Raw genomic sequence first — 23375 nt, 5'->3', positions numbered from 1 at the left:
CGCGCCCCGACCAAATCATGCAGATATTTATGCAGCACCATCGGCAGTTTGCCTCAATAGCAGGTAGATAAAGAGCGGCGCCCCCACCGAGGCGGTGATGACGCCGATAGGCAACTCCCCCGCGCTCAGGGTGGATCGAGCAACCAGATCGGCCGCCAGCAGCAGGGCCCCGCCGCCAAGCGCCGAGGCAAGCAGCAGAAAGCGCTGATCGCTGCCACCGCAGAGCCGCAGCAGATGGGGCACCACCAACCCGACAAAACCGATCACGCCGCACAGCGACACCGCCACACCGGTCAGCAGACAGACCGCCAGCACCAACCGCACCCGCATCCTGTCGACATCCATCCCCATCAGGCGGGCCTGGGTCTCCCCCAACAACAACTGTTGCAGCGCCTTGCCCTGCCAGCAGAGCCAGCACAGGGTGAGCGGCAGCACCTGCCACCACCAGCCGAACTGCTGGCTGCCGTAAGAGAGGCTCCCCATCATCCAGAACATGAATTCACGCAAGGAGCCATCGTCGGCAAAGTACATCAGCCAGGTCATGGCGGCATTGGTGAGAATACCGATGGCGACGCCAAACAACAGCAAGCGGGCATGGCCGAGGCGTGCCCGGCGAGCCAGCCGAATGAGCAGCATGGTCACCAGCAGGGCGCCACCGAAGGCCGCCAGAGACAACCCCCAGCCGGGCAGATAGAGGCCGAGGGACTTGGCCACCGCCATCGCCACCATGGCAGCCAGTCCTGCTCCGCTCGAGACACCAAGCAGCCCGGGTTCGGCCACCGGGTTGTGCAGCATCACCTGCAATACGGCGCCGCCACAAGCAAGCGCGGCGCCAGCCAAGAGGGCCAGCAAGGCACGCGGCAGACGCAGCTCCAGCAGGATGCGCTGTTCGAGATCGCCAAGGGGCTGCCAGGGCAGCAGCACAAACTCGCCCCAGACGAGGGAGAAGAGAAACAGCAGCAGGGTCAGCAGCGTCAGGCCACAGAGCCAGCGCCGCTGCCAGCGCTGCTGGCGGGCGATAAGGGAGAGGTACAAGGAGGATCCCCGACAATAACAAGGCTTCATCCCCGGCCCTGTCGCAGCGCCGGGGGAGAAGCAAGAAAAGGGCATGATAACAGTGGCTTGCCACCCAAGGTCAAGGCTGGTAACGCTTGGCCATCACCCTTATCTCGCCGCTGGCCACCAGATTTTGCAGCGCCACCAGCAAGGGCTGGCGCAGCGACTGGTGAGGTGAGTGCTTGCTCATCCCCAGATAGAGGGTCACCGGCGTGGCGGGGCGGTAGTCCGCCTTGCCTATCCGGCTGGCATCTCCCTGACTCAGGGCATAGTCCACCTGACAGTCGGTACCAATCATCAGCGGCAGGTGACCACGCTGCACCATGCGCAGCAGCTGATCTTCGGTGGGTACTCCGTGCTTGTCGAGGCGGCTGTCAGAGTTGAAGGGCTCAAAGTAGGCGGAGTTGAGCACATAGCCCACCTTCACCCCCAGCAGATCGCGGTATTGGTGGATCCGGGCCACATTGACCGGCTGACCATAAAACGCGGGCCAGCACTGGTAGTAGGCAGGCTGCAGATAGTCGATAAACTGCGCCCGCTCGGCGGTATAGGCGAGGCCAATCATCAGATCGACCTGACCGGTCTGCATCTGCTTGAGCGCCCTGCCCCACGGCATCCGTCGTACCTGCAACTCAATGCCGCTCGCCTGTTGCAACCGGCGCAGGATGTCCATGTCGAGCCCCTGCAACCGGCCATCCGCTTGCAGGATGCGAAATGGCGGCCACAGATCGGTGGCCACCGTCAGCGTCGGGGCCGCACGCACCGGCATGGCAAATAACAGTAACAACACAATCCCGCATAACTTGCCCATCCCGTCGCATACCTCGCACGGCTTATCCTGTTGGTTAAAAATACCCTCCCGCACCACGTATGAAAACCCGTGGTTCAGGGATAAAATGCGCCGGATTTTCAAGGAGAACCCTATGAACCCGATTTTCACCAGTATCGGTCTGCTGCTCTGCAGCAACGTCTTTATGACCTTCGCCTGGTACGCTCACCTCAAGAGCATGAACCATAAACCCTGGATCATTGCCGCCCTGGTGAGCTGGGGTATCGCCCTGTTCGAATACCTGCTGCAAGTGCCCGCCAACCGCATCGGCCATACGGTGATGAGCGTGGGCCAACTTAAAATCCTGCAAGAAGTGATCACACTCACCGTATTCGTCCCCTTCTCTATCTTCTATCTCAAGGAAGATCTGAAATGGGACTATCTCTGGGCAGGGCTCTGCATTCTCGGTGCGGTCTTTTTTGTCTTTCGCGAGAAACTGACCGGCGCCTGAGGCTGTACACTCAATATCATCCCGCTCATGGCATCTCATTGATCGAAGAGGCAAAAAAATGGAATTGCGAGACATGTTACAGATCCTGGCCAAGCAGGATGGCTCAGACCTCTATCTGTCGACCGGCGCGCCCCCCTGCGCCAAATTTAACGGCGGCCTGCGCCCCCTCAACGAAACGCCGCTGGAGCCGGGTGAAGTGGCGCGGATCGCCGCCGAGATCATGGATGGCGAGCAGAAGCAGCAGTTCGAGAAGGATCTGGAGATGAACCTCGCCATCTCCCTGCCCCAGATCGGCCGCTTTCGGGTCAACATCTTCAAGCAGCGCAACGAAGTCTCTCTGGTGGCCCGCAACATCAAGACCGAAATCCCCCGCTTTGAAGATCTCAAACTCCCGCCTGTGTTGCTCGACACCATCATGGAGAAACGCGGTCTGGTGCTGTTTGTCGGCGGTACCGGCTCGGGTAAATCTACCTCGCTGGCGGCGCTTATCGACCACCGCAACCGCAACAGCGGCGGCCACATCATTACCATCGAGGATCCGGTGGAGTTCGTTCATCGCCACCGCAAGAGCATCATCAACCAGCGGGAGGTGGCGTGGATACCCGCAGCTTCCACGCCGCCCTGAAAAACACCCTGCGTCAGGCGCCGGACGTCATTCTTATCGGCGAGATCCGCGATCGCGAGACCATGGAACATGCGCTGGCCTTCTCTGAAACCGGCCACCTTGCCATCTCCACCCTGCACGCCAACAACGCCAACCAGGCGCTGGATCGCATCATCAACTTCTTCCCCGAGGAGCGCCGTCCACAACTGCTCAACGATCTGGGCAACAACCTCAAGGCCTTTGTCTCCCAGCGATTGGTGAAAACCACCGATGGCGGCCGCCGGGCCGCAGTGGAGATCATGCTCGGCACCCACACCATCCGCGACATGATCAAGCGCGGCGAATTTGGCGGCCTCAAAGAGGTGATGGAAAAATCCAAGGCCCTCGGCATGGTCACCTTCGACAGCGCCCTGTTTGATCTGGTGGTGGAAGGGGTAATTGAGGAAGAAGAGGCGGTGAAAAACGCCGACTCGGCCAACAACCTGCGCCTCAAGATCAAGCTGTGGAAGGAGAAGGGACAGATTGCCAGCAGCAGCGATGCCACCGGCTGGAGCCTCGAACCCACCAAGGACGAGAAGGGCGATTTTTTCTAACCTGTCCCTTGAGAACCCCGGGCCAGCCCGGGGTTCTCTTTATCCAGCACGGCTGGCCCGACTTATCCCTCAGCTCACGAAGATCACTGCCAGTCAGCACCAACGGCGAACGCGCTGGCAATACGCCACATACTCGTCGCCGAAACGGGCGCGCAGCAGCCGCTCCTCCGGCATGATCTGGAAGCGAGTCAGCCAGGCCACCAGCACGATTGGCCCAACCCAGACCCAACTTCCACCAAGATAACAGCCCCAGGCGGCCAGCCAGCAGAGCAGCCCCAGATACATGGGATTGCGACTGACACGATAGACGCCACAGGTCACCAGACGACTGGTGTGCTGAGGTTTGGTGGGGCTGACCGTGGTCTGGTGGTGACGAAATCGTTGCAGTGCCCCAAAGCCCATGATGGCCCCCGCCACGACCAGCACAGCCATCAGCGCCATTGCCCAGATGCCGGGCTGGCTCTCCCCTCTTAGCCACCACATGGCCCCGGCACAGAGCAGGAAGATCAGCGGTGGTGGCAAACGTAACTCAAGATTGACCATTTTATTCCCCTGACGAGTGTCGGCCGAACCCGTGTTGCGGTAGACTCCCAACCAGTCAGCGCCTGTTGAGAGTGACAAAGATCATAATAATAACAACAAGTTGTGGTTAAACCACCACCAATGTGGCCGACCCCGTCCAAACTATCCAACGCGAACAACAAAAAGGAATCACCATGCACAAGAAAACTCTGCTGGCTACCCTGATCTTCGGCCTGCTCGCGGGCCAAGCCGTTGCGGCTCCCTATCTGCCCCTTGCGACGGATCATCGCAGCGGCCAGGAGCAAACCGCCAGCAACGCCTGGTTGGAAGTGGATCTGGGCGCCTTTGAACACAATATCCAGACCCTCAAGGATCGCCTCGGCGAGAAGGGCCCGCAGATCTGCGCCATCATGAAGGCCGACGCTTATGGTCATGGCATCGACCTGCTGGTCCCCTCCGTGGTCAAGGCCAATATCCCCTGCATCGGCATCGCCAGCAATGAAGAGGCGCGCGTCGCCCGCGAGAAGGGCTTTACCGGCCGTCTGATGCGGGTGCGTGCTGCCACCCCGGATGAAGTAGAGCAGGCCCTGCCCTACAAGATGGAGGAGCTGATCGGTAGTCTGGTGAGTGCCCAGGGCATCGCCGATATCGCCCAGCGCCACCACACCACCATTCCGGTGCATATTGCACTCAACTCCGCCGGCATGAGCCGCAACGGCATCGACCTGCGTCTGGCCGATGCCAAGCAGGATACGCTGGCCATGCTCAAGCTAAAGGGGATCACCCCGGTCGGCATCATGACCCACTTCCCGGTTGAAGAGAAAGAGGACGTCAAGATGGGGCTGGCCCAGTTCAAACTGGACTCCCAGTGGCTGCTGGAAGCGGGCAAACTGGATCGCAGCAAGATCACCATCCACGCCGCCAACTCCTTCGCCACTCTGGCCGTGCCGGACGCCTACTTCGACATGGTGCGCCCGGGTGGCCTGCTCTACGGTGACTCCATCCCCTCCCACACCGAGTACAAGCGGGTGATGGCGTTCAAGACCCAGGTCGCCTCGGTCAACCACTATGCAGCGGGCAACACCGTCGGTTATGACCGCACCTTTACCCTCAAGCGTGACTCCTGGCTCGCCAACCTGCCGCTGGGCTACTCCGATGGCTATCGCCGCGCCCTCAGCAACAAAGCCTATGTGCTGATCCAGGGTCAGAAGGTACCGGTGGTCGGCAAGACTTCCATGAACACCATCATGGTGGATGTGACTGATCTGAAAGGGGTGAAACCCGGCGACGAGGTGGTGCTGTTTGGCCGTCAGGGTGAAGCCGAAGTGAAACAGGCGGATCTGGAGGAGTACAACGGCGCCCTGCTGGCGGACATGTACACCATCTGGGGCTACACCAACCCCAAAAAGATCAAACGCTGATCACGCGATATGAAAAAGGGCTCCCGCGGGAGCCCTTGTTGTTATTGCTTAATTGTCTGCCGCGCTCAAGCGGCCTTTTTACGGGTCACAAACAGACTCAGCCCCATGGATGCCAGCAGGATCAACGCGACTACGCCCAGTGCTATGCCGGTCGGGATCTTGAAGATATCCAGCAGCAGCATCTTGACCCCGATAAACATCAGGATCAGCGCCAGACCGTATTTGAGCAGGGCGAAGCGATCAGCCACACCGGCCAGCAGGAAGTACATGGCACGCAGACCCATGATGGCGAAGATGTTGGAGGTCAGCACGATAAAGGGATCCGTGGTCACCGCGAAGATGGCCGGGATACTGTCCACCGCGAAGATGAGGTCGCTCACCTCCACCAGCACCAGGATCAACAGCAGCGGGGTGGCATAGCGCACACCGTCACGCCAGACGAAGAACTTCTCCCCTTCCAGGGTCTCGGTCACCTTGAAACGACGGCGCATCCAGCCCAGCAGCGGGTTGTTGGCGAGATCAGGCTCCTTGTCGGCCGCCCACAGCATTTTGGCACCGGTCAGCAGCAAGAAGGCGCCGAACAGATAGAGGATCCAGTGGAACTGCTCGATGAGCCAGCTACCCGCGAACACCATACCGGCACGCATCACGATGGCACCCAGCACCCCGTACAGCAGCACCCGGCGCTGCAGCTCGGCCGGAATGGCAAAGTAACCGAACAGCATCAGCCAGACGAAGACGTTGTCCACTGCCAGCGCTTTCTCGATGAGGTAGCCGGTGAGGAACTCCAGCCCTTTCTGGTTGGCAATCTCACGGCCCGCGCTGTGATCGAGCCAAAGCCAGATGGCCAGGTTGAAGAGCAGCGCCACGCTGACCCAGATGAGGGACCAGACACCCGCCTCTTTGAGGGACACCTTGTGTGACTTGCCGCCACCGACAAAGCGTATGTCTATCCATAACAGGACCAGCACTATGCTGAAGAAACCGGTCCACATCCACCATTCACCCATGTTCACTTCTCCCAAAAACGACAAAACCCACGACCGAGAGGCGTGGGTTTGCGTTTGGAGCAGATACACCTTGCCTCTCGGCAAGGTCTCACTTACAGCTGATTTGCATCGACTGCCCGGCTGCCGGGTGCACTGCAGGAAATGGGTGCACCGTAATGACGACAAACCGGCGAGAAGTTACTCCCCTTGTTGCGCGGATAGTAGCAGCGGTAAAAGATAACGCCAAGAGGCATCTTCACTGCCGTCAAAAATAAATCGGGGCCCCATTAAGGAGCCCCGCAAACAGGTTCAACACATCCCCATCAGAGCGGATCGACCTTGAGGCAGGAGACCGCGTGATCGAAGTTCCCCTCCAGCACAGGGCGGGTCTTGGCGCACTCGGGGCCAGCCACCGGGCAGCGGGTGCGGAACACGCAACCGGACGGCGGGTTCATCGGTGAGGGCAAATCCCCCTCCAGGATCTGGATCACCTTGTTGCGCTCCAGCTCAGGGTCCGGGATCGGCACCGCTGACATCAGCGCCTTGGTGTAGGGGTGCAACGGGTTGGCGAAGATCTCCTTGCGGGTCCCCAACTCGACGGCGTTGCCCAGATACATCACCAGCACCCGATCGGAGATATGCTTGACCACCGACAGGTCGTGGGCGATGAAGATGAGCGACAGCCCCATCTCCTTTTGCAGGGATTTGAGCAGGTTGACCACCTGCGCCTGAATGGATACGTCAAGCGCCGAGACCGGCTCGTCGCAGATGATCATCTTGGGCTCGAGGATCAGCGCCCGGGCAATCCCGATCCGCTGGCACTGGCCGCCGGAGAACTCGTGCGGATAGCGGTTGACCAGGTTGGGCAAGAGCCCCACCTTGCTCATCATGGCGCGCACCTTCTCCTTCACCTCTTCCCGCGGCAGGTTGGGGTAGAAGGTGATGAGCGGCTCGGCGATGATGTCGCCGATGGTCATGCGCGGGTTCAGAGAAGCCAGCGGGTCCTGGAAGATCATCTGGATCTCTTTGCGCTTCTCGCGCAGGGCATTCTGATCGAGCTTGGTAAGATCGTCACCCAGCCACACCACCTTGCCATCGGTGGCAGGTACCAGACCAATGATGGCGCGGGCAAAGGTCGATTTGCCGCAGCCGGACTCCCCCACCACACCAAGGGTTTCACCCTCATAGAGACGCAAGGTCACCCCATCGACCGCCTTGAGATCGGACGGTTTGGCCCAAGGCCACGCCTTGCCACTCTTGATACTGAAGTGGACCTTGAGGTCAGACACTTCCAACAGCAATTTTTTGTCGGCACCCATTTAGTTGGCCCCCTTGTTCATGGCATCCGAAACCCAGTGACAAGCACGCTCCCGACCGTCGTTGAACGGGGTCAGGATCGGTGACTGCTGGCCGCAAATCTCGCTGACCCGGTGGCAACGCTCCTGGAAGGGGCAACCGGTGGGCAGACGCAGCAGGTTGGGCGGATTGCCCGGGATGGTGGGCAGCACTTCCCCTTCGGTATCGAGACGAGGAATGGCGCGCAGCAGGCCTTCGGTGTAGGGGTGGCTCGGGCGATAGAAGATATCGTCTACCTTGCCGTACTCCATGGTACGACCGGCATACATCACCAGCACCTTGTTGCAGATACCGGCGACCACGCCGAGGTCGTGGGTGATCATGATGATGGCGGTGTTGAACTCGCGCTTGAGCTCGTTCATCAGGGTCATGATCTGGGCCTGTACGGTCACGTCGAGCGCGGTGGTCGGCTCGTCGGCGATCAGCAGTTGCGGCCGGCAGAGCAGCGCCATGGCGATCATCACCCGCTGGCGCATGCCGCCGGAAAACTCGTGGGGATACATGCCCATCCGCTTGCGTGCTTCGGGGATCTTCACCGCATCGAGCATCCGTACCGACTCTTCGAACGCTTCCGCCTTGCTCACCCCTTTGTGCAGCATCAGCACTTCCATCAGCTGATCCTGCACCTTCATGTAGGGGTTGAGCGAGGTCATGGGGTCCTGGAAGATCATGGCGATCTTCTCGGAGCGGATCTTGTTGAGCTTGGACTCCGGCAGGTTGAGGATCTCTTCGCCCTGAAACTTGGCGGAACCGGTAATAATGCCGTTTTTGGCCAGCAGTCCCATGATGGCAAAGGCCGTCTGGGATTTGCCGGAGCCGGACTCGCCGACGATCCCCAGAGTTTCACCCGCAGAGAGAGAAAAGTTGAGGTCGTTGACCGCCACCACATTGCCGTCCGGGGTCTTGAACTCGACCCGCAGATCTTTCACATCCAGTAACTTCATATAAAAACTCCTTATCGATCTTTCGTGATGCTTTCCTGTCGACCCGATGCTCGATTAACGATCTTTCGGATCGAGGGCGTCACGCAGACCATCCCCGAGGAAGTTGAAGCAAAACAGGGTCACCACCATAAAGCAGGCGGGAAACAGCAGTTGCCAGATGGCCACTTCCATCGACTTGGAGCCTTCATCCAGCAGGGCACCCCAGCTGGTCATCGGTTCCTGAACCCCAAGGCCCAGGAAACTCAGGAAGGATTCAAACATGATCATCCCCGGCACCAGCAAGGTGGCGTAGACGGCCACGATACCGAGTACGTTTGGTACGATGTGACGGGTGATGATCTTCCACTTGGAGACGCCACAGACGTGGGCTGCCTCGATAAACTCCTTGCTCTTGAGGCTGAGGGTCTGACCGCGCACGATCCGCGCCATGTCGAGCCAGCTCACCGCCCCGATGGCGATAAAGATGAGCGCCAGATTGCGGCCAAAGAAGGTGACCAGCATGATGACAAAGAACATGAAGGGGAAGGCGTTGAGGATCTCCAGTACCCGCATCATCAGACTGTCGACCCGCCCGCCGATAAAACCGGAGGCCGCGCCATACAAAGTACCGATGATGACCGCCACCATGGCCCCCATGATGCCGACCATCAGGGAGATGCGACCGCCCAGCAGGGTGCGCACGAACAGATCGCGCCCCAGACTGTCGGTTCCGAAGTAGTGACCCGCTTCCATATCCGGCGGCGACTGCATGGCGCCCCAGTCCGGATCGTCAAAGGTGTATTGGGACAGATGGGGGCCAAAGATGACCGCCAGACCGATGATGGTCAGAATGATCAGGCTGGTCAGGGCCGCCTTGTTGCGCAGGAAACGGCGACGGGCATCCTTCCACAGGGAGCGCCCCTCCACCACTTCCACTTTTTGCGCGAACGCCTCGACGGCATCGCGTTTTTCAGTTGAAACAACCATGATGAACTCCCGAATTAGTAACGGATCTTGGGATCGATAAAGGCGTAGAGAATATCGACCACAGCGTTAAAGGTGATGGTGAGGGCGCCGACCAGAATGGTCAGACCGAGCACCATGGAGTAATCACGGTTAAGAGCACCGTTGACGAACAGCTGACCGATCCCCGGCAGGCCGAAGATGGTCTCGATCACCACGGAACCTGTGATGATGCCGACAAAGGCCGGGCCCAGATAAGAGACCACCGGCAACATAGCCGGACGCAGCGCGTGTTTCAGGATGATGTGGCGCAGCGGCAAGCCCTTGGCACGGGCGGTACGGATGAAGTTGGAGTTCATGGTCTCGATCATGCTGCCCCGCATGATCCGCGAGATGGCAGAGATGTAGTACATCATCATGCCGAACACCGGCAGCACCATAAACTGGATGCCACCCCCCTGCCATCCACCGGCAGGGAACCAACCCAGATGAATACTGAAAAACAGCACCAGCAAGGGCGCCAGCACAAAGCCCGGGATCACCACCCCGGCCATGGCCGACGACATCAGTAGATAGTCGATGATGGTGTTCTGTTTCAGTGCCGCTATGGTGCCGAAAGTGACCCCCAGCAGCACGGCGAAGAAGAAGGCCGTGGTCCCGATCTTGGCGGAAACAGGCAGCGCCTGGCTCACCAGATCATTGACGGTGAAATCCTTGTATTTGAAAGAGGGGCCCAAATCACCCTGCACCAGGTTGCCCAGGTAGGTGAGATATTGCATGCCAATGGGTTTGTCGAGCCCGTATTTGGCCTCAATGTTGGCGATGACTTCGGGGGGCAGTGAACGCTCGCTGGTAAAGGGGTTACCGGGGGCGAAACGCATCATGAAGAAAGAGACGGTGATCAAGACCAGCAGAGTCGGGATCGCTTCCAATAGCCGTTTAAAAATGAATTTCAACATAGACATTTCCTGTCCTGTACTGCTTCCAAATGGTCGCGGTTGTAATAAAGGCCCGCCGTCCGGCGGGCCCTGCTTGTTATGCGACTTGTTGCTTTAAATCAGTGAGCAATGATGTACATATCTTTGCTGTAGAGGTTATCCAGCGGGTTGGCCGGGTAACCGCCTACATAGGGTTTGACCATACGGGCAGTCACGTACTGGTAGATGGGGGCAATCGGCATGTCCTTGGCCAGGATCTCTTCAGCCTGGACGTAGAGCTTGTTGCGGGCAGCCACATCGACCTGATCACGGGACGAATCCATCAGCTTGTCGAACTCCGGATTGGAGTACTTGCCGTCGTTGTTGCCGTGGGTGGTCTGCATCAGATCCAGCATGGAGGAGGCTTCGTTGTAGTCGGCGATCCAGCCGGCACGACCTACGTCAAACTGACCCTGTTTCTTGGTTTCCAGGTAAGTTTTCCACTCCTGGTTGACCAGGCTCACCTGCACGCCCAGCTTCTTCCACATGGAGGCAACGGCCACAGCCACTTTCTTGTGGTTGTCGTCGGTGTTGTAGAGCAGCTCGAACTTCAGCGGTTTGCTGGCATCGAAACCGGCCTCTTGCAGCAGCGCCTTGGCCTTGGCATCACGCTCGGCCTGGGTCATCTTCGACCACTCGGGGGCGACCGGCTTGAAGCCATCGACGAAGTCCGGCACCAAGGTGTAACCGGGCGTCTGACCCTGACCCATCACCTTGTCGGCGATCACGTCGCGATCGATGGCATAGGAGAGCGCAGTACGGACACGCACATCGTCAAACGGCTTCTTCTTGACGTTGTACTGGTAGTAGTAAGTACCAACATAACCGGTCACTTTCAGCTCGTCCGGCTTCTCTTTCTTCATCTGCTTGAAGCGCTCGATGGGCATCTGATAGGTGATGTCCACTTCGCCCGCCAGATAGCGGCTCAGGTCAGCGTTGGTAGACTGGATGGGCAGATAGACCACCTTGTTGATGACGGTCTTGCCATCGTTCCAGTAGTGCTTGTTGCGCTCCACTTCGACGCGCTCGTTCACCACCCAGTTCTTCAGGGTATAGGCACCGTTGGATACCATATTTTCCGGCTGGGTCCACTTGTCACCGAACTTCTCGATCACCTTCTTCGGTACCGGATAGGTGGTGGTGTGGGAGAGCATGCTGACGAAGTAAGGGATCGCTTTCTCGAGCTGCACTTCGAAGGTGTAGTCGTCGGTCGCCTTCACGCCCAGCGTATCAGCCGGCTTTTTACCTGCGATGATCTCGGAGGCATTGGCAATGGTCGGGATCTCCAGATACCAGGAGTAAGGAGAGGCGGTTTTCGGATCAACGGCACGCTGGAAAGCAAAAACGAAATCGTGGGCAGTGACCGGGTCACCGTTGGACCACTTGGCATCTTTGCGCAGGTGGAAGACGTAGTGCTTGTTATCCTTGGTTTCCCAGGATTCAGCCACAGCCGGGAGAATTTCCCCTTTCGGGCCGGAAGCAACGAGACCCTCGAACAGGTCGCGCAGGATATTGGATTCGACCGTTCCTTCGGTCTTGTGCGGGTCAAGGGTCGCAGGCTCGGAGCCGTTGCCTTTTACCAGTTGCTGGACTTCAGCCAGCTTGGTTCCCGCCGGGACATCGGCAGCCTGAGCCACATTTACGCCACCAAACAGTGCAGCCACCAGCAATGTGTTAATCATTGTTTTTTTATGAGTCATTTCCCTACTCCAACAAGAACATTCCATGCGTTTTTAAAGTGACGGGGTTAAAACCCGCTCCCAGCATAATTCCCTGCCAATTCCGATAATGCAATAGATATTGTCAGGGTAATCGTCATTTTCTGGTCAAAAAATCAGCTAGCATGCGCTTTTTCAGTATTAAAACACCAGCAAAGCGCTCATTTTTCACACAAACGACCGATTCTAGAAAAGACCGGGCAAAAAGCAACCAATAAAAAGCCGGTCACGAGGACCGGCTTTCATAAAGCGGAGCTGGCTCACATCAGGCTGGGGAAAACCCCCTTGATACCGGCCACCATGATCTCGATACCCAGCGACATCATGATAAGACCCATGATACGGGTCACCACGTTGATGCCGGTGTTGCCCATGATCTTGAACAGCAGCGGCGCGGCGCGGAAGATGAGCCAGGAGCAGAAGGAGAAGACCACGACAACCACTGACATGCCGAGCAGCTGCTGCCAGTGGCTCTGGCTGGCGTAGACAATCACCGAGGAGATGGCACCGGGACCAGCCATCAGCGGCAGCGCCAACGGCACCACGGCGATAGACTCGCGCACAGCCAGTTCACCCTTCTCCTGTTTGTTGTGCTTCACCTCGCCCAGCTTGCCCTGCAGCATCGACCAGGCAATCAGGGTAATCAGCGACCCACCGGCAATACGGAACGATGCCAGCGAGATGCCAAAGCCATCGAGGATCAGCTGCCCCATATACATGGAGACCAGCAGGATCACCATCACCGCGATATTGGCGGTGGTATTGGTTTTCATCCGCTCGGCCTGGGTATGGTGGCTGGTCAGGCTGACAAACACCGGCAACAAACCAAGCGGGTTGATAATTGCGAACAAACCGACAAAAAACTTCAGATACAACGAGACGTCAATTGCTGCCATAGGCGCCTTCCAATAGAGTTTCGGGCCCAGCGGGCCAGTCCATTAATTTCGTGCGTAAATTTACATCATAGCCAGAGCGGGCACCAATCAAATAATCTCACCATTTTGAGGGTTTTTTAGTTAGTTCATCTAATGCATCCGCGCTAACTGGCATAAACCGATGCCAAAAGCCCTTTCTACCGCCCGACACGCGCCAGAAAAGTGAGCGCAAGCCTGCTTAATCATGACCAGAGAGTCCGACGATGACTGACCGAATGACCAAGCGACTCGAGAGAATCCAAGCTTTGCCTTCCTACTATTTCAGGCCAGACATCACTTCATTGACTCGGCAATAGAGCCACAATGCAAAAACCGGGAAAGGGGGCAGAAATGGCCCCCTTGGGGAATAAAGCGGATTAGTCATGGATTAAAACAACAATCATTTTTGCAACAAACGCTGGAATAAAGTGCGTTTGTCGGTGATTTTGAAACCAATTCACTCATATTTGCTAACCTATACCGCCACAATAGCTCTGTAACACTATGGCTGAGTGCAATTAACCACTTGATAAATGTGGTTTATTGCACTGCATTAACAAGTCTCTCACCTTTCCCTTTGATGCACATTCCGATAACATCAGTCAAACAAGGATTGTGAAATAAAATTTCTTTTGTTCTTTTGTTACACATGATCCAGATCAAGTTTTTCTGAGTCAGCCCCGCTCTATAATCGACTCAGAAAGCGATTTAGTAAGGCATGTGAAAAAGCTGTTGCAACGATACCGTCTTGACAGGGCGACTATAATTGCCGGGCATTGCCAACGTCTTACTAAACAGTTTTCAAATAATCAGGAGATAAACATGGCAGTAACCAATTTGGCTGAACTGGATGCACTGGTCGCCCGCGTTAAGGAAGCCCAGCGTGAATTCGCCAGCTTCTCTCAAGAGCAGGTAGACAAGATCTTCCGTGCCGCCGCCCTGGCCGCCAACAACGCCCGTATCCCCCTGGCCCAGATGGCCGTGGAAGAGTCCGGTATGGGTATCATCGAAGACAAGGTTATCAAGAACCACTTCGCCTCCGAATACATCTACAACAAGTACAAAGACGAGAAGACCTGCGGCATTCTGAGCGAAGATGATCAGATGGGTACCATCACCATCGCCGAGCCGGTAGGTATCATCTGTGGTATCGTTCCGACCACCAACCCGACCTCCACTGCGATCTTCAAATCCATGATCGCGCTCAAGACCCGCAACGCCATCATCTTCTCCCCGCACCCCCGTGCCAAGAACTCCACCAATACCGCTGCCAAGCTGGTACTGGATGCAGCTGTTGCCGCTGGTGCACCGAAAGACATCATCGGCTGGATCGACCAACCGTCTGTTGAGCTCTCCAACGCCCTGATGAAGCACGAAGACATCAACCTGATCCTGGCCACCGGTGGCCCGGGCATGGTGAAAGCAGCCTACTCCTCCGGTAAGCCTGCTATCGGTGTGGGTGCCGGTAACGTACCTATCGTTATCGACGAAACCGCCGACGTGAAGCGTGCCGTTGCCTCCATCCTGATGTCCAAGACTTTCGATAACGGCGTGGTCTGTGCTTCCGAGCAGGCAGTCATCGTTGTTGATGCCATCTACGACCAGGTTAAAGAGCGCTTTGCATCCCACAAGGGCTACGTGCTCTCCAAAGAAGATGCTGACAAGGTACGTAAAGTCATCCTGATCAACGGTGCCCTGAACGCCAACATCGTTGGCCAGCCAGCCACCAAGATTGCCGAGATGGCAGGCGTAACTGTACCGGCTGATACCAAGATCCTGATCGGTGAAGGCGTCAAGCTGTGTGCAGAAGACGAGTTTGCTCACGAGAAATTGTCCCCGCTGCTCGGTATGTTCCGTGCAAGCAGCTTCGAAAACGCCGTTGATATGGCCTGTGACATGGTCAACATCGGTGGTATCGGCCACACCTCAGGTCTGTACACCGACCAGGACCGCAACGCTGACCGCATCAAGTACTTCGGCGACAAGATGAAGACCGCGCGTATCCTGATCAACACTCCGTCTACCCAAGGCGGTATCGGTGACCTGTACAACTTCGCAATGGCTCCGTCCCTGACCCTGGGTTGCGGCTCCTGGAGCGGTAACTCCATCTCCGAAAACGTGGGTCCGAAGCACCTGATCAACAAGAAGACAGTCGCAAAACGGGCAGAAAACATGCTGTGGCACAAACTTCCGAAATCCATCTACTTCCGTCGTGGTTCCCTGCCGATCGCTCTGAGCGACCTGGAAGGTAAAAAGCGTGCCATGGTCGTAACTGACCGCTTCCTGTTCAACAACGGCTACGCCGATGAACTGGTCAGCCTGCTGAAAGCACAGAATATGGAAGTGGAAGTGTTCTACGAAGTAGAAGCTGACCCGACCCTGGCTGTGGTTCGCAAGGGTGCCGAGATGGCCAACTCCTTCAAACCGGACGTTATCCTGGCGCTGGGCGGTGGTTCACCGATGGATGCGGCCAAGATCATGTGGGTGATGTACGAGCACCCGAACACTGCGTTCGAAGATCTGGCCATGCGCTTTATGGATATCCGCAAGCGTATCTACAAGTTCCCGAAAATGGGCGTGAAGGCCGAACTGGTCTGTATCACCACCACTTCCGGTACCGGCTCTGAAGTCACTCCGTTTGCAGTAGTAACCGATGAAGTGTCTGGTCAGAAGTATCCGCTGGCTGACTACGAGCTGACCCCGAACATGGCCATCGTTGATGCCAACCTGGTCATGGGTATGCCGAAGTCCCTGTGTGCATTCGGTGGTATCGATGCCGTGACTCACGCCATGGAAGCCTATGTTTCCGTACTGGCTAACGAGTACTCCGACGGCCAGGCGCTGCAAGCCCTGAAAATGCTGAAAGAGTACCTGCCGTCCAGCTACCAGAACGGTGCCAACGACCCGATCGCTCGTGAGAAGGTGCACAATGCTGCCACCATCGCCGGTATCGCGTTCGCCAACGCCTTCCTGGGTGTGTGCCACTCCATGGCTCATAAACTGGGTGCCGAGTTCCACATTCCGCACGGTCTGGCTAACGCTCTGCTGATCAGCAACGTCATCCGCTACAACGCGAACGACAACCCGACCAAGCAGACTGCGTTCTCCCAGTACGACCGTCCGCAGGCTCGTCGTCGTTACGCCGAAGTCGCTGACCACCTGGGTCTGACTGCTGCCGGTGACCGCACCGCAGCCAAGATCGAGAAGCTGCTGACCTGGCTGGACGAGCTGAAGGCTACCCTGGGTATCCCGGCCTCTATCCGCGAAGCTGGCGTAACTGAAGCTGACTTCCTGGCCAAGGTTGACCAGCTGGCTATCGAAGCTTTCGATGACCAGTGCACCGGCGCCAACCCGCGCTACCCGCTGATCAGCGAGCTGAAGCAGGTTCTGCTGGACTCCTACTACGGTCGTCCGTTCACCGAAGCCGCTCCGGTAACTGCTGCCCCGGTTGAAGCCAAGGTTGAAGGCAAGAAGAAATCCAAGGCCTGATAACCAGCCCTGAGATAACAAGCCCGCGCACTGCGCGGGCTTTTTTTTATCTGCCACTTATCACAGAGCTCCTCTCTCCACCCGATTGCGGTAGTGCAGCCCCTAACGTCCCAACCAACCAACCAACCAACCAACCAACCAACCAACCAACCAACCAACCAACCAACCAACCAACCAACCAACCAACCAACCAACCAACCAACCAACCAACCAACCAACCAACTCGCCCCAGCCAATCCGTTATCGACATCCCAACCTGTGACTCTGTATTGATGGGCACCTCTGATAACAAGAGCACGCCCCATCACCTCCTCTCCCCTACCCGCAACGCAATTACCCTGACGGGCAGATGTGAGCAGTCAACGCAATCTCAAGAGCTAAAGGTGTGATAAACAGGATAAGCGGAGCCTCGCTAACGCAACGCAGCAGAACTGCGACTGGCGTACGTGCAGGGCCAACCGACTGGCAGGGACAGAGCAATGATAATGCGCAGAGAAAGCGGGAAAGACTGTCAGGGAAGAGAATTGTTGCACCGGATGCTCAACTGACACATCAGCAGTTGCCACGATGCAAAGATAAAAAAATGGCAGCTATCAGGCTGCCATCGGGAGAGCACAATTCAGCGATCAGAGGGTCGCAGCGACTTCATCGGAGATGGAGCCGTTGTGATACACCTCTTGCACGTCGTCCAGATCTTCCAGCATGTCGATCAGACGCATCAGCTTGGGTGCAGTTTCTGCATCCAGCTCCGCTTCGGTGGAGGGGATCATGGTCACTTCGGCGCTCTGGGCCTTGAAGCCGGCAGCTTCCAGACCGTCCAGCACGGTACCGAAGTCGTTCGGGGTGGTGTACACCTCGATGGTGCCATCCTCTTCGGTCACCACGTCATCGGCGCCCGCTTCCAGCGCGGCATCCATCAGGGCATCTTCGTCTACGCCCACGAAAGTCAGCAGACCTTTCTTGCTGAACAGATAGGCAACGGAGCCGTCGGTACCCAGGTTGCCACCGCACTTGCTGAAGGCGTGACGCACTTCGGCTACGGTACGGTTACGGTTGTCGGTCAGGCACTCTACCATCACGGCAGAGCCAGCCGGGCCGTAACCTTCGTACACGATGGTCTCGAGCTGTTCGCCATCGCCACCACCGGCGCCACGCTGAATGGCACGGTTGATGGTGTCGCGGGTCATGTTGTTGGTCAGGGCGGCAGTCACCGCAGCACGCAGACGCGGGTTGTTGGCCGGATCGGCATCACCCAGACGCGCGGAGGTAGTGATTTCGCGGATCAACTTGGTGAAGATCTTGCCACGCTTGGCGTCCTGAGCGGCCTTGCGGTGTTTGATGTTGGCCCATTTACTGTGACCTGCCATAGAGACTCTCCGTTATTTTTTAAATGTCAGTAACACTGATCATGACTAACCCAAGGGAAACACAGAGGCCGCACGGCGGCGGCCTCCGGTGCCGGTATCGGCTTACTCGTCGCCCTTGACGGTGGTTGCAATCGCCAGCTCACCCAGTTGGGCGGCATTGGCAAGGCTGGGGGCGTCTGTCATCAGACAGGCAGCCGCGGTCGTTTTCGGGAAGGCGATGACATCCCGAATGTTTTCGGTGCCGGTCAGCAGCATGCTGAGACGGTCCAGACCGAAGGCCAGACCGGCGTGCGGCGGGGTGCCGTACTTCAGGGCATCCAGCAGGAAGCCAAACTTCAGGCGTTGCTCGGCCGGGGTGATACCCAGGATATCGAACACGGTGGATTGCATCTCGCTGTTGTGGATACGGACAGAGCCGCCACCCACTTCGTAGCCGTTGATCACCATGTCGTAGGCGTTGGCGTAAGCACCCACCGGGTTGGCTTTCAGCTCGGCCGGGCTCATGTTGCTCGGCGCGGTGAACGGGTGGTGCATGGCGGCCAGACCACCTTCACCATCTTCCTCGAACATCGGGAAGTCGATGACCCACAGCGGTTTCCAGCTGTTCTCCAGCAGGCCCAGATCGCGACCCACTTTCAGACGCAGGGCGCCCATAGCATCGCAGACCACTTTCTTGCTGTCAGCGCCAAAGAAGATGATGTCGCCGTCGGCAGCGCCGGTACGAGCCAGGATCTCGCGCACGATGGCGTCAGAGAGGAACTTGGCAACCGGAGACTGCACGCCTTCGATGCCGTTGGCGGCTTCGTTGACCTTCATCCAGGCCAGGCCCTTGGCACCGTAGATGCCGACAAACTTGGTGTATTCGTCGATCTGCTTGCGAGAAAGCTCGGCACCGCCCGGGACTTTCAGGGCAGCCACACGGCCTTTCGGATCGTTGGCGGGGCCCGCGAACACGGCGAACTCGACAGCAGTCAGCAGATCAGCCACATCAACCAGCTCCATTGGCAGACGCAGGTCCGGCTTGTCGGAGCCGTAGCGACGCATGGCTTCGTCGAAGGTCATGATCGGGAAGTCGCCCAGATCCACGTTCAGGATGTGCAGCCACAGTTTGCGGATCATCTCTTCCATCACTTCACGCACTTGCGGCGCGGTCATGAAGGAGGTCTCCACGTCGATCTGGGTGAATTCCGGCTGGCGGTCAGCACGCAGGTCTTCGTCACGGAAGCACTTGACGATCTGGTAGTAGCGATCGAAGCCGGACATCATCAGCAACTGCTTGAACAGCTGGGGTGATTGCGGCAGAGCGTAGAACTTGCCCTTGTGCACGCGGCTCGGCACCAGATAGTCCCGGGCGCCTTCCGGGGTGGCCTTAGTCAGCATCGGGGTCTCGATATCGAGGAAGCCGTGCTCGTCCATGAAGCGGCGTACGAAGGCGCTGGCCTTGGCACGGGTCTTCAGGTACTTGGCCATCTCGGGACGACGCAGATCCAGGTAGCGATACTTGAGGCTGATCTCTTCGCTGTTGACCTGATTGAAGTCCAGCGGCAGCGGCTCGGCACGGTTGATGATGTTGAGTTCGTGGGCGAACACTTCGATGGCGCCAGTGGCCATGTCGCTGTTGCGCTGGGACTCGGGACGGGTGCGCACCACGCCGGTCACCTGGATGCAGAACTCGCCGCGCAGCTCGGAGGCCAGGGCGAACGCGTCCGGCTTGTCCGGATCGAAGAACACCTGAACGATCCCTTCCCGGTCGCGCATATCGATAAAGATCAGACCGCCGAGATCACGACGACGATGAACCCAACCGCACAATGTAATGGTCTGCCCTGCATGGGCCTCATTGACCTGTCCGCAATAGATAGAGCGCATGGACTTCTTCCTTCGAAATTGTAGAGAGACGGTTAACCTTGGGCCGCCGGGCACGACTGGCAAGCACCGTCTGTCTCACAGCTGGCCAGATTCTTTTTCTTACCCGGTTTGAAATCAGTCTCGTACCATCCGGTTCCCTTGAGCCGGAAGCCTGCCGCCGATATCAGCTTGACCAGATTCGGCTTGCTACAGGCCGGACAGTCGGTCAGGGGGGCATCGGAAAGCTTTTGCAGTTTTGCCAATTCATGGCCACAGACGTCGCAACGATATTCGTAGATAGGCATGGGTCACAAGAAATTGAAAAACAAAAGGGCTGGCATTATAGAGGAAAACCCCCTTTTGGGTAAAATGGCCAGCAGCCTCCTTTCGCCAGTTTTTTGCGCTCGATGGCAAAAAGCGGGCAAAAAATCGGCACGAATGCACCAAGAGCGAAGAGAATAGCCATCATGAGCCTCTATTTGGGCCTGCCACAGTGGTCCCACCCCAGCTGGCCCGGCCAGTTGCTAGGCCTTGGCGCCAAGCCTGCTGAACACCTCGCCCACTACGCCACCGTGTTCAATTCGGTGGAGGGCAATACCACCTTCTACGCCCTGCCGACCCCCGATACGGTACAGCGCTGGGCCGATGCGGTGCCCGATCACTTTCGTTTCAACTTCAAATTTCCGCAAACCATCAGCCACCAGAGCGATCTGGTGAGCGCAGACAAACAAGTCGCCGACTTTATTCGCCTGCTCGCCCCACTGCACGACAAGCTGGGGCTGCTCACCCTGCAGTTGCCCGCCCGTTTTGGGCCAGAGGGGCTGGCCAGACTGGCGGCCTTCATCGATCGGCTGCCGCGGGCGTTTCGCTACGCCCTCGAAGTGCGCCACCACGACTTCTTCGCCAAGGGGGAGGCCGAGCGGGCATTGAACCGACTGCTGATGGAACAGGGTGTGAACCGGGTGATGCTCGACAGCCGGCCACTCTTCTCGGTGCAAGCAACCACGCCAGCCCTTGTCGATGCCCAGGGCAAGAAGCCACGCCTGCCGGTACATCTGCTGGCCACCGCCAACGCCCCCATGGTGCGCTTTATCGGCCTGCCGGATCCGGCGGCCAATCACCCCTTCCTACCCAGCTGGTTCCCCCACTGGCGCCAGTGGCTCGCGGAGGGCAAGGACCTCTACCTCTATATACATACTGCCGACAACGCCCAGGCACCTGAGCTGGCCCGTCAGATCACCCGCTTGCTGGAGCAGGAGATGGCCCCCTGGCCGGGGGAAAACGATCGCGCACGGCAGGGAGTGCTGCGCTTTTAGCCAACCCATTCTGCGGCCATCGTTTCGCTGCAAAAAAAGTGCTTTTTTGTGGCGTGGCAAGCCCTGGCGTCAAGACAAACGGCCATCAATCCTCTACACTACCGCCCCAAGTAAGGGTCCGGAACATGGCCCGTACGAACAGGAACGGTCCAAAGGATTTCACGACCAGCCACCCCGTTCGTAAACAGGTGATAAATCTACTCTGATGGGTGTCACCCAACGACTCAATTGAACAATACAGCCGGGTGATGTCCCGACTGTCAGGTTGCGCCAGCATGCATACCAAAGATCAAATTTTTGCCGCCCCGATCGCCCGATTGGGAGACTTCTGTTTTGACGAACAGGTCGTCGACGTATTTCCCGATATGATCCAGCGCTCGGTGCCGGGTTACAGCAACATCATCTCCGCCATCGGCATGATGGCCGCCCGCTACGCCCAACCCGAGAGCCGACTCTATGATCTCGGCTGCTCACTGGGCGCCGCGACCCAGGCGATGCGTCGCCATGTCAGCCAGTCCGGCTGCCGCATCACCGCGGTGGATCTCTCCCACCCGATGATTGAGCGCGCCCGCGCCCACCTCTCCGGTTTCAAATCCGAGGTGCCGGTGGAGCTGGTGGAAGCAGATATCTGCGACATCGAGATCGAGAACGCCTCCGTGGTGGTGCTCAACTTCACTCTGCAATTTGTCGAGCCAGAAAAACGGGCCGCCCTGATCCAGCGCATTCACGATGGTCTGCGCCCGGGCGGGATCCTGATCCTGAGCGAAAAGTTCCGCTTCGAAGATGAACCGGTCAACGAGCTGCTCATCGATCTGCATCTCGACTTCAAGCGGGCCAATGGCTACAGCGAGCTGGAGATCAGCCAGAAACGCACCGCCCTTGAGAACGTGATGCGCACCGACAGCCTGCCGGTGCATCAGGCCCGTCTGCGGGATGCCGGTTTCGTCCATCAGGATCTCTGGTTCCAGTGCTTCAACTTCGGCTCCATGATTGCCATCAAATCCAGCGACGCCCAGCCATGATCGACTTTGCCAATTTCTATCAACTGATTGCCAAAAACCGGCTGAGCCACTGGCTGCATACCCTGCCCGCCCAGCTGCACGCCTGGCAACATGACAACCAGCATGGTGACCTGCCGCGCTGGAATCGCGCCCTCAACAAGCTGCCGCAGGTGGCTCCCGGCAACATCGAGCTGAAAAGCCGGGTCGAGATTGGCTCGGCCGAGAGCCTTGGCGAAGGTGAGCGCAAGAAGGTCGAGAGCCTGCTGCGCCACTTCATGCCCTGGCGCAAGGGGCCGTTCACCGTGCACGGCATCCATATCGATACCGAGTGGCGCTCTGACTGGAAGTGGGATCGGGTGCTGCCCCATATCAGCCCGCTCGAAGGCCGTTACGTGCTGGATGTGGGTTGCGGCAGCGGCTACCACCTCTGGCGCATGGTGGGTGAAGGGGCCAAGCTGGCGGTCGGCATCGACCCTAGCCCGCTGTTCCTCTGCCAGTTCGAGGCCATTCGCCACTTCGCAGGCAATGATCAGCGCGCCCACCTGCTGCCGCTCGGTATTCAGGAGCTGCCGGAGCTGCGTGCCTTTGACACCGTCTTCTCCATGGGGGTGCTCTATCACCGCAAATCCCCCATCGAGCACATCGAGCAGCTGCGCAATCAATTGAAAGATGATGGCGAGCTGGTGCTGGAGACGCTAGTGATTGACGGCGGTGTCAACGACGTGCTGATGCCCACCGATCGTTACGGCAAGATGCGCAACGTCTGGTTTATTCCCTCAAGCCACGCCCTCAAGCTGTGGGTCGAGCGCTGCGGCTTCACCGACGTGCGGATAGTAGACGAGAATATGACCAGCACCGACGAACAGCGTCGTACCGACTGGATGATTAATGAATCCCTGAGTGACTATCTGGATCCAGACAATCCGGCACTCACGGTAGAAGGACACCCGGCGCCGAAACGTGCCGTACTGATTGCCCGCAAGGCCAAAGACTAGCCGATGGCGATTCAGGAAGTTACACTGACCCAATTCCAGGAAG

General features: G+C 58.0%; 19 protein-coding genes and 1 pseudogene. 7 read left to right on the top strand and 13 right to left on the bottom strand.

The window, feature by feature from the left end:
* Positions 1–27: 27 nt before the first annotated feature.
* On the bottom strand, positions 28–1035 hold the full coding sequence (gene btuC, locus ACTG2U_RS20885) for a vitamin B12 ABC transporter permease BtuC (RefSeq protein ID WP_429011516.1): 1008 nt from the start codon (positions 1033–1035) through the stop codon (positions 28–30).
* 100 nt (positions 1036–1135) lie between these two features.
* Complete coding sequence (locus tag ACTG2U_RS20880) at positions 1136–1867, bottom strand: substrate-binding periplasmic protein (protein ID WP_429011517.1); 732 nt, start codon at positions 1865–1867, stop codon at positions 1136–1138.
* Positions 1868–1979: 112 nt separating this feature from the next.
* Between ACTG2U_RS20880 and ACTG2U_RS20875 the strand changes: the two genes are divergently transcribed.
* Positions 1980–2336 (top strand): DMT family protein, encoded by a 357-nt coding sequence (locus tag ACTG2U_RS20875; protein WP_005337656.1) that lies wholly within the window; start codon positions 1980–1982, stop codon positions 2334–2336.
* Positions 2337–2394: 58 nt separating this feature from the next.
* Positions 2395–3533, top strand: a pseudogene (tapW, locus tag ACTG2U_RS20870) (type IVa pilus ATPase TapW).
* 93 nt (positions 3534–3626) lie between these two features.
* Here the strand turns inward: tapW and ACTG2U_RS20865 are convergent.
* Positions 3627–4076, bottom strand: coding sequence for a methyltransferase family protein (locus tag ACTG2U_RS20865; RefSeq protein ID WP_005361602.1), 450 nt, complete (start codon positions 4074–4076; stop codon positions 3627–3629).
* Between the two features lie 173 nt (positions 4077–4249).
* On the opposite strand from ACTG2U_RS20865, the gene alr reads away from it, so the two are divergent.
* On the top strand, positions 4250–5476 hold the full coding sequence (alr, locus tag ACTG2U_RS20860; protein WP_429011518.1) for an alanine racemase: 1227 nt from the start codon (positions 4250–4252) through the stop codon (positions 5474–5476).
* A gap of 65 nt (positions 5477–5541) precedes the next feature.
* Here the strand turns inward: alr and ACTG2U_RS20855 are convergent, their stop codons facing one another.
* The 7 genes from ACTG2U_RS20855 to ACTG2U_RS20825 all read right to left on the bottom strand — a co-directional run bounded on the left by ACTG2U_RS20855 (position 5542) and on the right by ACTG2U_RS20825 (position 13298).
* The gene (locus ACTG2U_RS20855) at positions 5542–6486 is read right to left on the bottom strand and encodes a TerC family protein (RefSeq protein ID WP_005337664.1); all 945 of its coding nucleotides are present in this window, start codon (positions 6484–6486) and stop codon (positions 5542–5544) included.
* 302 nt (positions 6487–6788) lie between these two features.
* Positions 6789–7784 carry a murein tripeptide/oligopeptide ABC transporter ATP binding protein OppF gene (gene oppF / locus ACTG2U_RS20850; RefSeq protein WP_005337666.1) on the bottom strand — a complete coding sequence of 332 codons (996 nt, stop codon included), beginning with the start codon at positions 7782–7784 and terminating at the stop codon, positions 6789–6791.
* A complete protein-coding gene (locus ACTG2U_RS20845) occupies positions 7785–8765 on the bottom strand; it encodes an ABC transporter ATP-binding protein (protein ID WP_005337668.1) in 981 nt (326 codons plus the stop codon).
* 54 nt (positions 8766–8819) lie between these two features.
* On the bottom strand, positions 8820–9731 hold the full coding sequence (gene oppC, locus ACTG2U_RS20840) for an oligopeptide ABC transporter permease OppC (RefSeq protein WP_005337670.1): 912 nt from the start codon (positions 9729–9731) through the stop codon (positions 8820–8822).
* Positions 9732–9745: 14 nt separating this feature from the next.
* On the bottom strand, positions 9746–10666 hold the full coding sequence (gene oppB / locus ACTG2U_RS20835) for an oligopeptide ABC transporter permease OppB (protein ID WP_005337672.1): 921 nt from the start codon (positions 10664–10666) through the stop codon (positions 9746–9748).
* 98 nt (positions 10667–10764) lie between these two features.
* Positions 10765–12384, bottom strand: a complete 1620-nt coding sequence (locus tag ACTG2U_RS20830; protein ID WP_005337675.1) for an ABC transporter substrate-binding protein — start codon at positions 12382–12384, stop codon at positions 10765–10767.
* A 278-nt stretch (positions 12385–12662) separates the two neighbouring features.
* Positions 12663–13298: a YchE family NAAT transporter gene (locus tag ACTG2U_RS20825; protein ID WP_005337678.1), complete on the bottom strand. Its 636-nt coding sequence runs from the start codon at positions 13296–13298 to the stop codon at positions 12663–12665.
* Between the two features lie 840 nt (positions 13299–14138).
* On the opposite strand from ACTG2U_RS20825, the gene adhE reads away from it, so the two are divergent.
* Complete coding sequence (adhE, locus tag ACTG2U_RS20820; RefSeq protein ID WP_005361612.1) at positions 14139–16805, top strand: bifunctional acetaldehyde-CoA/alcohol dehydrogenase; 2667 nt, start codon at positions 14139–14141, stop codon at positions 16803–16805.
* A 626-nt stretch (positions 16806–17431) separates the two neighbouring features.
* Here the strand turns inward: adhE and ACTG2U_RS20815 are convergent.
* The 3 genes from ACTG2U_RS20815 to ACTG2U_RS20805 form a co-directional block, all read right to left on the bottom strand.
* On the bottom strand, positions 17432–18172 hold the full coding sequence (locus ACTG2U_RS20815; RefSeq protein ID WP_005337681.1) for a YebC/PmpR family DNA-binding transcriptional regulator: 741 nt from the start codon (positions 18170–18172) through the stop codon (positions 17432–17434).
* A gap of 102 nt (positions 18173–18274) precedes the next feature.
* On the bottom strand, positions 18275–20041 hold the full coding sequence (aspS, locus tag ACTG2U_RS20810; protein WP_005337684.1) for an aspartate--tRNA ligase: 1767 nt from the start codon (positions 20039–20041) through the stop codon (positions 18275–18277).
* Between the two features lie 32 nt (positions 20042–20073).
* Positions 20074–20325: an FmdB family zinc ribbon protein gene (locus ACTG2U_RS20805; RefSeq protein WP_005337686.1), complete on the bottom strand. Its 252-nt coding sequence runs from the start codon at positions 20323–20325 to the stop codon at positions 20074–20076.
* Positions 20326–20487: 162 nt separating this feature from the next.
* Here ACTG2U_RS20805 and ACTG2U_RS20800 point away from each other — a divergent pair, with 162 nt between their 5' ends.
* From ACTG2U_RS20800 to cmoB, 3 genes are all read left to right on the top strand, one after another.
* A complete protein-coding gene (locus ACTG2U_RS20800) occupies positions 20488–21336 on the top strand; it encodes a DUF72 domain-containing protein (protein ID WP_257724811.1) in 849 nt (282 codons plus the stop codon).
* Positions 21337–21611: 275 nt separating this feature from the next.
* Positions 21612–22358 carry a carboxy-S-adenosyl-L-methionine synthase CmoA gene (gene cmoA, locus ACTG2U_RS20795; RefSeq protein WP_069529805.1) on the top strand — a complete coding sequence of 249 codons (747 nt, stop codon included), beginning with the start codon at positions 21612–21614 and terminating at the stop codon, positions 22356–22358.
* On the top strand, positions 22355–23332 hold the full coding sequence (gene cmoB / locus ACTG2U_RS20790; protein WP_198303909.1) for a tRNA 5-methoxyuridine(34)/uridine 5-oxyacetic acid(34) synthase CmoB: 978 nt from the start codon (positions 22355–22357) through the stop codon (positions 23330–23332). The genes cmoA and cmoB overlap by 4 nt, the downstream gene beginning before the upstream one ends.
* Positions 23333–23375: the final 43 nt, after the last annotated feature.

Origin of the sequence: Aeromonas sp. 95A (genome assembly GCF_051919235.1) — a bacterium.
Classification (GTDB): Bacteria; Pseudomonadota; Gammaproteobacteria; order Enterobacterales; family Aeromonadaceae; genus Aeromonas; species Aeromonas veronii.
The sequence above is the reverse complement of the archived record's forward strand: the minus strand, read 5'-3'. Positions and strand labels throughout refer to the sequence as shown.